The organism is Pseudomonas sp. NFACC37-1 (genome assembly GCF_900101575.1).
GTDB classification, from domain to species: domain Bacteria; phylum Pseudomonadota; class Gammaproteobacteria; order Pseudomonadales; family Pseudomonadaceae; genus Aquipseudomonas; species Aquipseudomonas fluorescens_AA.
Genome location: NZ_FMUZ01000009.1, coordinates 171,772 through 186,404 on the forward strand (window position 1 = coordinate 171,772; position 14,633 = coordinate 186,404).

Consider the following 14,633-nt stretch of genomic DNA (forward strand, 5'->3'; position numbering starts at 1 on the left):
CGCGATGAGCAACGACGATCGTACCCAATTCATGCCGACGCCCGGTGGCCGTGGCGCCGATCCATTCCGCCCGGACCCTGGCCGTCCGGACCCGGGTCGTCCACAGCCGGCGCCGTTGGCGATGCCGGCCGCGCCGGTCCTGACCGGCAAGGCCGAGGGCCTCAACCCGTTGGAAAGCGCCGCCGGCCCACTGTTGGCCCTGCTGACGCGCCTGCGCAACACCATCGCCCACCCGGCGCCAGCCAGTTTGCGCGCACAACTGCTGGCCTACCTGCGCCAGTTCGAAGAGCGCGCCGAGGCCGCCGGTGTGGTGCGCAACGATGTGTTGCTGGCCCGCTACGCCTTGTGCACCGCGCTGGACGAAGCGGTGTTGAGCACGCCGTGGGGCGGCACCAGCGACTGGGGCAAGCAAAGCCTGTTGATCACCGTGCACAACGAAGCCTGGGGCGGCGAGAAGGTGTTCCAGTTGCTGGAGCATTGCCTGCAAAGCCCCCGCGAGCGCCTGTACCTGCTGGAACTGTTGTACCTGTGCATGTGCCTGGGTTTCGAGGGGCGCTACCGGGTGATGAACGACGGTCGCAGCCAACTGGAAGCGTTGCGCGAGCGCACCAGTGCGGTGATCCGCAGCGCCCGGGGCGACTACGAGCGCGAGCTGTCGCCGCACTGGCGCGGCGTCACCGTGGCCCGTGACCGACTGGCGCAATTCATGCCGCCGTGGATCGCCGTGGCCATCGGCGCGGCCTTGCTGCTGGCGCTGCTGTTCGGCCTGCGGATGAAACTGGCCTCCGATGCCGAGCCGGTGTTCAAGAACATCCACTTCCTGGGCGAAATCCCGGTGCAGACCATCGACCGCCCCGTGGTGCAGCCCAAAGTGGTCGAGCGCCCACGCCTGGCAGGCTTTCTGGCCGATGAAATCCGGGCCAACCGGATTGCCGTGGAAGACGCCGTCGACCGCTCGGTGGTGACCATCCGCGGCGATGAACTGTTCGCCTCGGGCAGCGCCAGCATCAAGGACGATTTCCAGCCGCTGATGCTGCGCATCGCCGATGCGGTGCGCAAGGTCAAGGGCCAGGTCCTGGTCACCGGCCACAGCGACAATCGACCGATCGCCACCCTGCGGTTCCCGTCCAACTGGGCGTTGTCCGAAGCGCGGGCCCAATCGGTGCTGCAAATCCTTTCGGCCAAGACCGGCCAGCCCGAGCGCTTCAGCGCCGAAGGCCGCAGCGATACCGAGCCGTTGGCGTCCAACGCCACCCCAGAGGGGCGTGCGCGCAATCGTCGGGTTGAAATCACAGTATTGGCGGAGGGGGTCGAGTGAAGGCGTTTTTCAGTTTTATGACCCGCTGGGTCATTCCATTGCTGGGGCTCATCGCCCTGAGCCTGATCATCTGGTTCGTCGGCCCGCTGCTCGATTGGCTGGTGCCTGAAGGCCGCCGCTGGGCCTTGATCATCCTGGTGTTCGCGGTGTGGATCGCCTACCGGGTGTTCCGCATCATCCAGGCGCGCCGTCAGGCCGCCGAAGTGATGCGCAGCCTGGCCGCGCAAACCCCGCCCGACCCCACCAGCATCGCCACCGCCGAGGAGCTCGAAACCCTGCGCCAGCGCATGGACGAAGCCTTGGCCCTGCTCAAGAAAGCCAAGCTGGGCGGTGACGAGCGTCGCAACCTCTACGAGCTGCCGTGGTACGTGATCATCGGCCCGCCGGGTTCAGGCAAGACCACCGCGCTGGTCAACTCCGGGCTGCATTTCCCACTGGCCGCGCAACTGGGCGCCGGTGCCGTGCGCGGTGTCGGCGGTACGCGCAATTGCGATTGGTGGTTCACCGACCAGGCCGTCCTGCTCGACACCGCCGGCCGCTACACCACCCAGGACAGCGACGCGACCATCGACAAGGCCGCCTGGCTGGGCTTCCTGGGGCTGTTGAAAAAGCAACGGGCCCGACGCCCGATCGACGGTGCATTCATCGCCATCAGCCTGTCCGACCTGCTGCTGGGCAGCGACGCCGAGCGCGCCGCCCATGCCGCGGCGATTCGCTTGCGGATCCAGGAGCTGTACACCCAGCTGGGCGTGCGCTTCCCGATCTACCTGATGCTGACCAAGCTCGACCTGGTGCCCGGGTTCATGGAGTATTTCGATACCCTGAGCAAGGAAGAGCGCGCCCAGGTCTGGGGCATGACCTTCGCCCTGGACGATGGCAAGAGCAACGACAGCCCGCTGGCGCACCTGCAAAGCGAATTCACCGGCCTTGAGCAACGCCTCAACGACCGTCTGGTGGAGCGCCTGCAACAAGAGCGCGACCCGGCGCGGCGCGACCTGATCTACGGCTTCCCGCAGCAGTTCGGCGCCCTGAAGGATTGCCTGCAAAGCTTCCTCGAAGGCGTGTTCAAACCCAACGCCTTCGAAGAGCGCGTGTTGCTGCGCGGTGTGTATTTCACCAGCGGCACCCAGGAAGGCAGCCCGATCGACCGCCTGATCGGCTCCATGGCCCAGAGCATGAACCTGGACCGTCAGCACCTGGCGCGCCAGACCGGCACCGGGCGCAGCTACTTCATCGAAAAACTCTTCACCGCCGTGGCCTTCGCCGAGCGCGGGCTGGTGGGCGTCGACCCGAAAGTCGAGCGTCGGCGCAAGTGGATCGCCCGCGGCGTTCTGGCCTCCACGGTGGTGCTGGTGCTGGTGGTCAGCACGTTGTGGTGGGTCAGCTACCGTGCCAACCAGGCCTACATCGCCCAGGTTGATCAGAAGGTCGCGCCCTTGGGCCAGACCGTGCAGAACCTCAGCCCGGCGCAACGGGATGTGCTCGCGGTGTTGCCATTGCTCAACGCCGTGAAACACCTGGCCGACGACGCCCCGAGCTGGGCCGAAGGCCTGGGCCTGTACCAGGGCGACATGCTCGAAGCCGAGTCCGGCAGCGTCTACCGCAAGCTGCTGATCGCGGTGTTCGCGCCACGCCTGCTGACGCGCATCGAAGAGCAACTGCACAGCGGCGGCAATTCGGATTTCCTCTACGAGGGCTTGAAGGCCTACCTGATGCTCGCTGACACCGAGCATTACGATGCCGACTTCATCAAGGCCTGGATCGCCCTGGATTGGGACCGCAGCCTGCCGCGGGACTTGCCGGCCGAGCAGCGCCAGGCCCTGACCGCGCATTTGCAGGCGTTGTTCGAGCGGCGTCCGCCCCTCGCGCGCCTGGACCAGCGCCTGGTCGAAGACCTGCGGCGCCAGTTGCAGCAATTGCCGGTGGCCCAGCGGGTCTATGACCGGATCAAGCGCCAGAAACTGCCCGAAGGCATCCCGGACTTCCGCATCAACGAAGCCGCCGGGCGTGACGCGGCGCTGGTGTTCAGCCGCAAGAGCGGCAAGCCGTTGGGCGAGCCGCTGAGCGGGTTCTTCACCGTCAAGGGCTACCGCCAGGGCTTCTTGCTCACCAGCCTGAGCCAGACCGGCACCCTGGCCGAAGAGCAGTGGGTGCTGGGCTTTGAACAAGCCGATCAGCAGAACGTCGCCAGCCTGGCCGCCGATGTGCGTCGCTTGTACTTCCAGGACTACCTGCGCCAATGGGACGCCTTGCTCGCCGACATCGACTTCGTGCCGATCACCAGCGTGGCCCAGGCGGCCGATGTGCTGCGGGTGATTTCCGGCCCGACCTCGCCGCTGAAAAAACTGCTGGTGGCGGTGGCGAAGGAAACCGACCTGCAACAGGATGAACGCCTGCTGGCCGCCCAAGGTGCGCCGGTGGAAGGCGGCGTGGACAAGCTCAAGGAGCGTTTGGGCAGCTTGCTCGGCCAGGAGCAGGCGACGCCAAACGCGCCGGCGGCGAGCGATGACCCGATCACCGCGCACTTCGCCGAGCTCAACAGCATCGTCAGCAAAAGCGAAGGCGAGCCGGCGGCCATCGACGGTCTGTTGGCCGACATGAACGCTCTGTACGTGCAGGTCAGCGCCATGGTCGGGGCCAGCGGCGACGCCTTGCTCGGCGAAGCCAAGAACCAGGCCACGGCCGCCGCCACCCGCGTCAGCCTCAACGCCGAACGCCAGCCGCCGCTGGTGCAGGGCCTGGTCAAGTCGGTGGTCAACTCCACCACCAACAGCATGATGGGCGGGGTGCGCAACCAACTGAACGCCGCCTGGACCAGCGAAGTGGTGAACATCTATCGCCAGTCCCTGGCCGGGCGCTATCCGATGTCGCCGGGCAGTGCGCGGGACGCGACCCTGGACGATTTCGGCCAGTTCTTCGGCGTCGGCGGGGTGATGGACAACTACTTCCGCAAGTACCTGCAACCCTACGTCGACACCTCGACGCCGACCTGGCGCTGGCAGCCGGGCGCGGCGCAGAAGCTCGGCATCGCCCCCGGTGTGCTGCAGACCTTCCAGCGCGCGGCCACCATCCGCGATGCGTTCTTCCGCTCCGGCGGCACCCAGCCGATGGTGCGCTTCGAACTCAAGCCGGTGGCGATGGACTCGACCATCACCCAGTTCCTGCTCGACCTCGACGGCCAGCAGTTGAGCTACGACCACGGCCCGAGCCGCCCGACCGCCATGCAGTGGCCGAACCCGGGCAGCATCGGCGTGGTGCGGATCTCCATCATGCCGCCGTCGTCCAGCGGTCGTTCCGGCATCACCCTGGACGGGCCGTGGGCCTGGTTCCGCTTGCTGGAGCAATCGGACCTGACCGCCGGCAACTCGCCGGATCGCTTCAACCTGCGGTTGCGGGTCGATGGTGCCAGCGCCTCTTACGAGTTGCGGGCCAACAGCGCCTTCAACCCGTTCAAGAGCCGAGTGCTCAGCGGCTTCAGCCTGCCGGAGCGGCTATGAGTACGCCGGGTTTCTATGGAAAGTTGGCCAGCCGCGGCGATTTCGTCAGCCGTGGCTTGCCCCAGGGGTTTATCGGGCCGTGGGATTCGTGGTTGGCGGCGGGTTTGCTCGCCAGCCAGAGCAGCCTCGGCGAGCGCTGGCTGGATGCTTACCTGGTCAGCCCGCTGTGGCGCTTCATGCTCGCGCCGGGTGTGTGTGGCCCGGACGCCGCCGTTGGGGTGGTGATGCCGAGCATCGACCGGGTCGGCCGTTATTTCCCGCTGACCGTCGCGGTGCTGCTGGAGCCCGATGCGGACCCGGCGTCCGTGGTGGGCGGTGCCGACGAGTGGTTTGAGCGGGTCGAAAACCTGTTGCTGAGCACGTTGAGCGTGGAGGCCAGTTTCGAGGCGTTCAACGAACAGCTGGAAACCCTCGGTAGCCCGATGCACCTGCCGCGCACGCCGAGCAGCCGTTTCGCCAGCCTGCATCGTTTCGATGCCACCGACCCGCAGCGGCGCATGAGCGCCCTGGCCGAGTCGGCCTGTGAAGGCGTGAGCCTGTGGTGGGGCCAGGGATCGGAGCGCATTGCCCCGGGTTTGATGCGCTGCCAGGGAATGCCGGCAGCCGCTGATTTTGCGCAATTTTTGCTCGGCCAAGAAGGTGTTGTGTAGATGCGTCCAAGTGCCGGAAAAGCAATCAAGTCTGCAAGCAAGAGTCATGTCGGGATGGTCCGCCAGGTCAACGAAGACGCCTGCCTGGACCTGCCGGAAAACGGCCTCTGGGTGGTGGCCGACGGCATGGGCGGGCATGCGGCGGGCGACTACGTCAGCAGCCTGATCGTCGACAGCCTGCGCGGCATCGCCGTGGGGCGTTCGCTGGATGAGTACGTCGCGGCGCTGCAAAGCGACCTGCTACGGGTCAACGCCGCCGTGCGGGAAGAAACCGCCAACCGTGGCGTGACCATGATGGGCAGCACCGTGGTGGTCCTGGCCGTCCGCGACCTGCGGGGCATGTGCCTGTGGGCCGGTGACAGCCGCCTGTATCGCCTGCGCGACGGCGTGCTCGAAGGCATCTCCCGGGACCACAGCTACGTCCAGGATCTGCAGGACAGTGGCCTGCTCAGCGAAGCCGAGGCGCGGGTGCACCCGCGGGCCAACATCGTCACCCGGGCCATTGGCGTCGAGGCGCAACTGAACCTGGCGCTGACCGAACTGCTGCTGGTGCCTGGCGACAGCTACCTGTTGTGCAGCGACGGGCTGACCAAGACCGTCGAGGATGAGGAGATCCGCGAAGTACTGAGCCACGACGAGCCGGGCGAAATCGCCAGCAGCCTGGTGTCCCTGGGCCTGATGCGTGGCGCGCCGGACAACATCACCGTGGTGGTCGTGAAGGTGGCGTCATGAGCTTGACCCTGAACATTGTCATCCCCGGCTACGACATCGAAGGGCCGATCGGCGAAGGCGCGATGGCCAGCGTGTACCTGGCGACCCAGCGTTCGCTGGAGCGCAAGGTGGCGTTGAAAGTGATGGCGGCAGCCCTGGCCGCCGACCCGACGTTCTGCGAGCGTTTTTTGCGCGAAGGCAAGACCCTGGCGCGCCTGTCGCACCCGCACACCGTCACCATCCATGACATCGGCAACGTCGGTGAGCTGTATTACATGGCGATGGAGTACCTGCCCAACGGCACGCTCAAGGAACGCATCGCCGCGGGCCTGACGCCGGAGCAGGGCCTGACCTACATCCGCCAGATCGCCTCGGCCCTGGGGTATGCCCACGGCTTGGGCCTGGTCCACCGCGACGTCAAGCCGGCCAACATCCTGTTCCGCGCCGACGGCACGGCGGTGCTCTCGGACTTCGGCATCGCCAAGTCCCTGGACGACCGCACCCAGTTCACCCAGGCCGGCTTTGCCGTCGGCACCCCCAGCTACATGAGCCCGGAACAGGCCCGTGGGCAAGACATCGACGGTCGCGCCGACCTGTACGCCCTGGGCGTGGTGCTTTACGAAATCCTCGTCGGCAAACTGCCGTATACCGGCAACGACGCCCTGTCCACGGCCCTGGCGCACCTGACCGAACCGTTGCCGGAGTTGCCGGTGCACCACGGCCGTTACCAGGACGTGTTGCGCAAACTGTTGGCGAAGGACCCGGCGGAGCGTTTCCCGGACGCGGCGGCGTTGCTGCGGGCGCTGGATAACCTGCCTGAGGAGTCGGAAGCGACGCTGATCCGGCCGTTGTCGTTGCAACTGCCGACCACGTCGCCTGCGGTGGATGACTTGGCGGGCCTGACGCCCATGTCCATCGACATTCCCAGCGGCCCGGCTTATTCACCACCGCCGCCACAGTCCAAGCCCGTTCCTCCGCCGATAAAACCGACGGTTCAATCCTCGGTGTCGGAGCAACGCAAAGGGCCGGTGTTCGCCCTGGCCGCCGTTGCGGTCGCCGTGGCGCTGGCGTTGGGTGGCGCGGGTTATTGGTGGTTGGCCGGTGACGATGGCAAAGAAGTGAAGACGCCAGTGGCCACGGCCACCTCGGTCAAGCCACCGGAAGTGACGCCGCCGCAGGCCCCGGACGTGCCGGCGGTCAAGCCACCCGCCGCCCCGCCGGCCCAGCCTCCTGTGGCGACCGAGGCCGACGGTGGTCAGCGTCCGCTCTTGATGGCCGGCAAGAAAACCCTGTTCCAGCGCGTGCTCAGCAAGCCGGGGGCGAAACTCGCCGAGGCGCCGGGTGCCGCACCGGGCAAGGCACTGCCGGCGTTTTCGGTGTTGTACGTGTATCAGCGCAAAGACCTCGATGGCAGCGCCTGGGTACGGGTCGGCGCGGCCACCGACGGGCGCAGCGACGGCTGGTTGCCTGCCGCCCAGGTCAGCGACTGGAAGCAAAGCCTGGTGCTCAAATTCACCGAACGTTCCGGCCGTGCGCCAGTGATGTTCCTGCGTCAGCCTGGGGAAGTGGAAAAGCTCCTGGCTAACCCATCGGCCGCCAAGAACGTGTTGCTCAAGGCCCAGCAGAGCCCGCAGGACGACCAGCAAGTGCTGGCCCTTGAACCGGCCGCCAGCGCGGTGCCGCAGAGCCAGTTCTATCTGTTGCCGATCTTCGATTCCCGCGAAAGCCTCGATGAAAACGGCCAGCCGGTGCAGTTGCTGAACGTGGCGTCCATCGACCCTGGCAACACCCCCAAGGCGGCGGGCAACACGCCGATCACCACCGCCAACGCCGACGCGTTCCGCACCGCCGTGGTGCTGGTGGTGGACACCACCGTGTCGATGCAGCCCTACATCGACCAGGTGCGCGACGTGGTCCACGAACTGCAAACCCGCATCGCCGAGCGCGGCGAGTTGGACAGCGTCAGCTTCGGCATGGTGGGTTTCCGCAGCAGCATCAAGAAAACCCCGGGCCTGGAATACGTCGCCAAGACCCTGATCACCCTCGAGCAGGGCCGCGACCCGCAGCGCTTCATGGAGCTGGCGCGGCAGGTCAAGGCATCGACGGTGTCGAGCCATTCGTTTAACGAAGACGCGTTCGCCGGGGTCATGGAAGCCGTCGAAGGCATGGACTGGTCCGGTTACGGTGGGCGCTTGATCCTGTTGGTCACCGACGCCGGTGCCCTGCGCAAGAACGACCCATTTGCCGCCACGCAAATGAACGAGGCCGAAGTGCGCCAGGCGGCGCTGGGCAAGCAGATCAAGATCTACGCCTTGCACCTGCTCAGCGACGCGGGCAAGAAAACCCATGCCGGCGCCCAGAGCCAGTACCGCACCCTGACCGCCGACGCCAACCCGCAGATCGGCGACCTGTACATTCCGGTGCCGGGCGCCGACGTGCGCAAGTTCGGCGAGCGGGTCGACGAGATCGGTTCGGTGTTCGCCGACCTGGTTCATCAGGTGCGCAGCAACAAGGCGCAAAGCGTGCCACTGCTCAGCTCCGCGCCGAGCCTGGCCGACAAGTCGGCCGCGGTCGGCTACGCGATGCACATGGATTTCCTGGGGCGCAAATCCGCCAGCCAGGCGCCGCAACTGGTCAGCGCCTGGACCGCCGACCGCGACCTGACCAACCCGGCGCTGCCGGCGTTCCAGGTCTGCGTGATGCTGACCAAGCTGCAACTCAACGACCTGCAGCAGTCGCTGAAGCTGATCGTCGACGCGGCCCGCAAGACCCAGAGCTCGCCCAAGGATTTCTTCCAGGAAATCGCCAGCGCCAGTGCCTACATGAGCCGCGACCCGTCGGCCCTGCGCAAGGGCGGCAACCTGGCCGACGGCGGCATTCTCGGCGAATACCTGGAAGGGCTGCCGTACCGCAGCAAGTCGCTGAACATGACCCAGGACTTGTGGCTGTCCTTGAGCGTGGCCGAGCAGGAAGATTTCATCGATGAGCTGGATTCGAAAATCCGCCTCTACGAAACCTTCCACAACGACCTCGCCAACTGGGTGCGCTTCGGCGACGCCGAGCCGGGCGATGCCTTGTACCGCGTTCCGTTGTCGACGCTGCCGTGATGCTGACCCTCAACGCCGTGCACAAAAGCCGGGGCGCCGGCAGCCAGCGCTACAGCCTGGTGATTCCACGGCTGCAATTGCGCGGCGGTGAACAACTGGCGGTGGTCGGCCCCAGCGGTTGTGGCAAGAGTACGTTGCTGGACCTGCTGGCGCTGGTGTTGGCGCCGGATCAGGCCGGGCGGTTCGACTTCACGCCCGCCGACACGCCGCTGGACATCGCCAAATTGTGGCGTGCGTCGCAACAGGGCACCTTGGCCGAGCTGCGCAGTCGTTACCTGGGTTATGTTCTGCAAACCGGCGGCCTGTTGGGCTTCCTGGATGTGCGCGGCAACATCGCGTTGTCGCGCAAATTGCTGGGCTTGAAGGATGACGCAAGCGTGACGCGCCTGGCTGGGCAGTTGGACATCGCCGATCAACTGGACAAGAAACCGGCGGACTTATCCGTCGGCCAGCGCCAGCGGGTCAGTTGTGCCCGGGCGTTGGCCCATGGGCCGCGCCTGCTGCTGGCCGATGAGCCGACCGCCGCCCTCGACCCGCTGAACGCCGAGCGCGTCATGCAGTTGTTAGTGGCCCAGGCTCGCGAACACGGCGTGTGCTGTGTGGTCGCCACCCACGACGAGGCGCTGGCCCGCGCCAGCGGTTTGCAGGTGCGACGCATCAGTTGCCGTCGCGATGCCGACGGCGGTGTCACCGCCACCCTTGGGGAGGCTTGCTGATGCGCGGCGCGCTGGTGGCTTCCCTGGCCTGGCAGGATTACCGCAACGATGCCTGGCTGTCGGCCTGCTCGGTGCTTGCTCTGGTGGCTGTGGTGGCGCCGTTGCTGGTGTTGTTCGGCCTGAAGTTCGGCCTGGTCAGCAGCCTGACCGAGCGCTTGCAGAACGACCCGGCCACTCGGGAAATCATCCCCTTGGGCGGCGGTCGCTTCAGTGCCGAATTCATCGAACAGTTAAGCCAGCGCGGCGACGTGGCCTTTGCCTTGCCGCGCACCCGCCAGATCGCCGCCACGGCGGATCTGAGCAGCGATGCTTCGGTCGTTACGGTCGAGATGATTCCCACCGCGGTCAACGATCCCTTGTTCGAGCATTTGCCGGTGCCTCAAGGCTTGGATCAAGTGGTGCTCAGCCAGACCGCCGCTGAAAAGCTCGGCGCCAAGGCCGGCGATTGGGTGCAGGCCAGTTTCGGCCGGCAGGTGGCCGGTCGCAGCGAGGCGCAGCGCACCCGCGTTCAGGTCTTGCACGTGCTGCCCTTGGAAGCCTTCGCCCGGGACGGCCTGTTTGCACCGCTGGCCTTGCTGGAGGCCGCCGAGGATTACCGCGACGGCCGCGCCGTGCCCGCGTTCGGCTGGCCGGGCGATGCGGTGAGTGTGGCCGGGCAACGGGTCTACCCGGCGTTTCGTTTGTATGCCCGCAGCCTCGGCGACGTCGAGCTGCTGCGTCAGTATTTCGCCGGGCAGAACCTGCTGGTCTCGACCCAGGCCCAGACCATCGCACAAGTGCAATCGCTGAGCCGCAATCTGTCGATCGTGTTCTGGATCATCGCCGGGTTGGCCTTGGCCGGTGCCTTCGCGGCGATCTTTGCCGGCGCCCTGGCGGCGGTCGAGCGTAAGCGTCGGGAGTTGTCGGTGTTGCGCCTGCTGGGGGTTTCCACCGCGGCGCTGTTGCTGTTCGTGGTGTTGCAGGCGCTCTACAGCGCCACGTTCGCGGCCCTGCTGAGTGCCGGCTTGTATGGCCTGGCGCAGTCGGGCCTCAATTATTTATTTGCACAGATGCCCGGCGAATACGCCAGCCATCTGTTGGTGCGTCACTACACTTTGGCCCTGCTGGCCGTGCTCGGCGTCAGCGCCGTCGCGGCGGCTTGCGGTGGCTGGCGGGTGGCGCGCATCCAGGCGTGTGAAGGAATTCGCGATGTATAAGTTATTGGGCGCCGCCGTGGCGCTGAGCCTGGCCAGCATGGTCTGGGCAGATGAAGGCACGGACAAGCTGGACAACCCCAAGCCGTTGCCCGACGACGTCAGCCTGCCGCTGCCGTGCGAAGGCCAGATGGTGTTCCGCTACGTCTACATCCTCGCCCAGGGCACCCTGGACGACCGCGAGATCAGCCTCGGTTACCCGTTCAGCGAAGGCGAGGCGGGTTATCAACAGTCGTTCATTTCCGGCTACCGGCGCGACTTCATCAACGGCCAGTTCACCCTCAAGGACCTGCCCACGGACTGGAACAAGACCATCACGCCGTTGATGCCCAAGACCGACGCCAAGACGCCGCTCAAGCCGATGCTGTACTTCATCGGCAAGTACGAGGTCACGGCCCGCCAATACGCCCAGGTCATGGCCCAGGCGCAATCGCTGGCCAGTGGCGAAGCGGCGCCGGCCTGCGAAACCCTGCAAGCCGATTTGCCCCAAGGCGTGGCGGGGCGTTTGCCCAAGGTGAAACTGTCGAAGTTCGAGGCCGAACGCTTCTCGGCGGTGTACAGCGCCTGGTTGATGAAATACCACAAGGACCTGCTGCCGGTGAGCGGTCGCGGCACCTCCGCCGAAGACGGCGGGTTGGGTTTCGTGCGCTTGCCGACGGAAGTCGAATGGGAATTCGCCGCCCGCGGCGGGCAGGCCGTCAGCCGCCAGGACCTGGAAGGGCGCCTGTTTCCCCGGCGCCTGGAGGGCAGTGAAAGCGACGGGCCGCTGGCCGATTGGGCGGTGTTCAACCAGGTTGCCGGTGGCACCGGTCAGGCGGCGCGGCTGATGCCCATCGGCACCAAGTTGCCGAACCCTATCGGCCTGTTCGATGTGGTGGGCAACGCGGCCGAGATGGTCCAGGAATCCTTCCAGTTGGTGCACGCTGGTCGCCGCCAGGGCGCTTATGGCGGCTTCGTGGTCAAGGGCGGCAACTACCTGGAAGGCGAGGGCACGCTGTTCACCGGCATGCGCCGCGAATACCCGCTGTTCGCCGCCGACGGTACCGAGCAGAGCAACGAAACCACCGGTTTTCGCGTGGCCGTCGGGGCATTGTCGGCGCCGCGTTCGCGCTACAAGGAATTGTTCGCCCAATGGCAGAAAGAGGGTCGGCTCGCGTCCCTGACCGACGCCATTGATGACGCTGACGACCCGACCAAACGCCTGGACAGCATCATCGCCGCCAGCGTCGATCCGCGCCTGCAAGCCGAACTGGGCCTGGTCAACGAAGAGCTCAAGCGCAACGTCTCGCTCATCGCCCAGCAGCGCGAGGAAGCGGCAGGCAACCTGATCCAGTCGTCGGCCCTGGTGGCCGAGACCGTCAACAACTACAACATTCGCCTGACCAATCTGCAGAACAGCCGGCAAGCCGCGCTGGACGCCAAGGATGAGGCCAGCGCCACGCTGTTCGCCACGGCCATCGACAACGGCCGCAGCGCACTGGATGGCGCGGTGGCGATCTACATCGACAACCTGGCCACCGGCACGCGCTACACCGATGCCGTGATCCAGGCGCAGTTCCAGCGCATCAAGGAAGAATTGGAGCGCAAACCGGTACTGGGCAAGAGCCTGGTGGCGCGTGCAACGTTATTCGTTCGTCATGTCGGGGATTATCGTCAGCAAAAACGAGCCGACCCGGCGGCGATATTGAAGGAATTGCTCGCATCGAACGCTCAGCGGTCTTGAGTGTCCGTTGTCAGCGAGCTTGGAAGGGACTCAGGCGGCGATAGCGCCGCGCTGAGCTTGGTCAACACTTAAACGAGAACACAACTATGCTTTTCTCCCGTAAACCATTTGCTTCGGTTTCCAAGCGTCACTTGCTGATGGTCGCTGTCGGCTTCAGCACCGTACTGACCGGTTGCGCCACGTCGCCGACCTCCAAGGTCGCCTCGAGCACCAAGGTCGAGTACTACCCGAACTGCTACGAGCCGGTGCAGCACCTGCGCTCCACCGAAGGCAACATGACCAAGTCGGTCGTCACCGGTGCCGCTGTCGGCGCTGTCGGTGGTGCACTGCTGGGCGCCCTGACCGCCGACAAGGAAGACCGTGGCCGCAACGCCGCCATCGGTGCCGCGGGCGGCGCCCTGGCCGGTGGCGCAGCCGGTTACTACACCGAGCGCCAGAAGCAGATCGCCGATGACAACCAGCGCATCGCCTCCTACGCTGCCGACGTCAACAAAAGCGTCTCCGACATCGACCGCAGCACCGCTTACGCCAAGACCTCGCAGCAGTGCTACCAGAACGCGTTCAGCAAACTGGTTGCCGACCGCAAGGCCAAGACCGTCAACGACACCGAAGGCCGCAAGCGCCTGGCGGAAATCGTTTCCGGCCTGAAAGAGTCGAACGACCTGATCGTCGCGGTCAACGGCAAAGCCTCGGAAGACCTGAACAACTACACCCAGGCCTATGAGAAAGACCTGCAGCAAGTGGGTGTGCAGCGTACTGACGTGGTGACCGTGGCCACTGCTGATACCACGCCGGTCGTGGCTCAGACCACTACCAACAAGAAAAAGAACAAGAACGTGCAGCCGGCGAAGAAGAAAGACCTGCCGACCGTGCCGAAAGAAGCGGTGACCACCGAGAAAACCCTGCAGACCGCCAAGGCCAAGCAGGATGAGAGCAAGCAGGTGGCCAGTGCCGGTACCACTCAGGTCAACAGCATGTGCAAGAACCCGGACCTGGGTGACTGGGCACCGGTGCCTTGCCCGAATGTTTGATTGAGTGAGGGCTGCTGATCATTGGTCAGCAGCCAAAACCTGTGGGAGCGGGCTTGCTCGCGATAGCGTCCGTTCAGTTGGCATCCATGTCGATTGACCCGCCGCCATCGCGAGCAAGCTCGCTCCCACAGTTGTTTTGTGTTGCCGGTGATATCTGCGACACCTCCAATCCCCTGTGGGAGCGGGCTTGCCCGCGAAGGCGGCCTTACAGCCGGCCTGTCTCTTCCGGTTTTACTTCGATCAAACTGTGGGAGCGAGCTTGCTCGCGATGGCGGCCTGACAGCCGGCCAGGATGTTTTTGACTAAGTACATATCCATTTCTGCGGTAACGGCTACTGGCGGTTCCGCTCTTACAGCGGGTCACTTTTGGCAAACGCCCCAAAAGTAACCAAAAGGTCTTTGCCCCACCACTCGGCACCTCGCCTAGGCTCGGTGTGCCCTCACTCCGGCATTGCTCCGTGGGCCGCCGCGAAGGGCCATCCATGGCCCAGCGCGGCTACCTCGGCATCCATGCCGAGGTGCCCACTGCGCAATACCTACGTTCGGCCAGCGTGGTCAACGGGGCCCCCAGATCAAAAGCCCGCCGAGGCGGCCTTATAGCCGACCTGGCTCTTTGGCCGTCCCCCGATCCAACTGTGGGAGCAAAGCTTGCCCGCGAAGGCGGCCTAATAGCCGGCCTATCTCTTG

At 65.6% G+C, this 14,633-nt stretch carries 9 protein-coding genes and 1 pseudogene; all 10 read left to right on the plus strand.

Features of this window, described 5'->3' with window-relative positions; all coding sequences use genetic code 11:
* The first annotated feature begins 4 nt into the window (after positions 1-4).
* Positions 5-1,318, plus strand: a complete 1,314-nt coding sequence (locus tag BLP82_RS13135; RefSeq protein ID WP_092168377.1) for a DotU family type VI secretion system protein — start codon at positions 5-7, stop codon at positions 1,316-1,318.
* The gene (gene tssM, locus BLP82_RS13140; protein WP_092168380.1) at positions 1,315-4,815 is read left to right on the plus strand and encodes a type VI secretion system membrane subunit TssM; all 3,501 of its coding nucleotides are present in this window, start codon (positions 1,315-1,317) and stop codon (positions 4,813-4,815) included. The genes BLP82_RS13135 and tssM overlap by 4 nt, the downstream gene beginning before the upstream one ends.
* Complete coding sequence (tagF, locus tag BLP82_RS13145; protein WP_092168383.1) at positions 4,812-5,465, plus strand: type VI secretion system-associated protein TagF; 654 nt, start codon at positions 4,812-4,814, stop codon at positions 5,463-5,465. Before tssM ends, tagF begins: the two co-directional genes overlap by 4 nt.
* Positions 5,466-6,197: a PP2C family protein-serine/threonine phosphatase gene (locus BLP82_RS13150; protein WP_092168386.1), complete on the plus strand. Its 732-nt coding sequence runs from the start codon at positions 5,466-5,468 to the stop codon at positions 6,195-6,197.
* The gene (locus BLP82_RS13155; protein ID WP_092168389.1) at positions 6,194-9,283 is read left to right on the plus strand and encodes a serine/threonine-protein kinase; all 3,090 of its coding nucleotides are present in this window, start codon (positions 6,194-6,196) and stop codon (positions 9,281-9,283) included. The genes BLP82_RS13150 and BLP82_RS13155 overlap by 4 nt, the downstream gene beginning before the upstream one ends.
* Positions 9,283-9,999 carry an ABC transporter ATP-binding protein gene (locus tag BLP82_RS13160; RefSeq protein ID WP_092168392.1) on the plus strand — a complete coding sequence of 239 codons (717 nt, stop codon included), beginning with the start codon at positions 9,283-9,285 and terminating at the stop codon, positions 9,997-9,999. The genes BLP82_RS13155 and BLP82_RS13160 overlap by 1 nt, the downstream gene beginning before the upstream one ends.
* Positions 9,999-11,195: an ABC transporter permease gene (locus tag BLP82_RS13165; RefSeq protein ID WP_092168395.1), complete on the plus strand. Its 1,197-nt coding sequence runs from the start codon at positions 9,999-10,001 to the stop codon at positions 11,193-11,195. The genes BLP82_RS13160 and BLP82_RS13165 overlap by 1 nt, the downstream gene beginning before the upstream one ends.
* Complete coding sequence (locus BLP82_RS13170) at positions 11,188-12,915, plus strand: formylglycine-generating enzyme family protein (protein WP_092168398.1); 1,728 nt, start codon at positions 11,188-11,190, stop codon at positions 12,913-12,915. Before BLP82_RS13165 ends, BLP82_RS13170 begins: the two co-directional genes overlap by 8 nt.
* Before the next feature lie 86 nt (positions 12,916-13,001).
* The gene (gene tagQ / locus BLP82_RS13175) at positions 13,002-13,946 is read left to right on the plus strand and encodes a type VI secretion system-associated lipoprotein TagQ (protein WP_092168400.1); all 945 of its coding nucleotides are present in this window, start codon (positions 13,002-13,004) and stop codon (positions 13,944-13,946) included.
* A gap of 482 nt (positions 13,947-14,428) precedes the next feature.
* A pseudogene (locus tag BLP82_RS31990) lies at positions 14,429-14,515 on the plus strand (nucleoid-structuring protein H-NS); the annotation flags it as partial.
* Positions 14,516-14,633: the final 118 nt, after the last annotated feature.

Bases quoted from the DNA above. Each gene is read 5' to 3' on its own strand.
- BLP82_RS13135 (WP_092168377.1), top strand. From the start codon at position 5: ATGAGCAACGACGATCGTACCCAATTCATGCCGACGCCCGGTGGCCGT.
- BLP82_RS13150 (WP_092168386.1), top strand. From the start codon at position 5,466: ATGCGTCCAAGTGCCGGAAAAGCAATCAAGTCTGCAAGCAAGAGTCAT.
- BLP82_RS13165 (WP_092168395.1), top strand. From the start codon at position 9,999: ATGCGCGGCGCGCTGGTGGCTTCCCTGGCCTGGCAGGATTACCGCAAC.
- tagQ (WP_092168400.1), top strand. From the start codon at position 13,002: ATGCTTTTCTCCCGTAAACCATTTGCTTCGGTTTCCAAGCGTCACTTG.
- BLP82_RS13155 (WP_092168389.1), top strand. From the start codon at position 6,194: ATGAGCTTGACCCTGAACATTGTCATCCCCGGCTACGACATCGAAGGG.
- BLP82_RS13170 (WP_092168398.1), top strand. From the start codon at position 11,188: ATGTATAAGTTATTGGGCGCCGCCGTGGCGCTGAGCCTGGCCAGCATG.
- tagF (WP_092168383.1), top strand. From the start codon at position 4,812: ATGAGTACGCCGGGTTTCTATGGAAAGTTGGCCAGCCGCGGCGATTTC.
- BLP82_RS13160 (WP_092168392.1), top strand. From the start codon at position 9,283: ATGCTGACCCTCAACGCCGTGCACAAAAGCCGGGGCGCCGGCAGCCAG.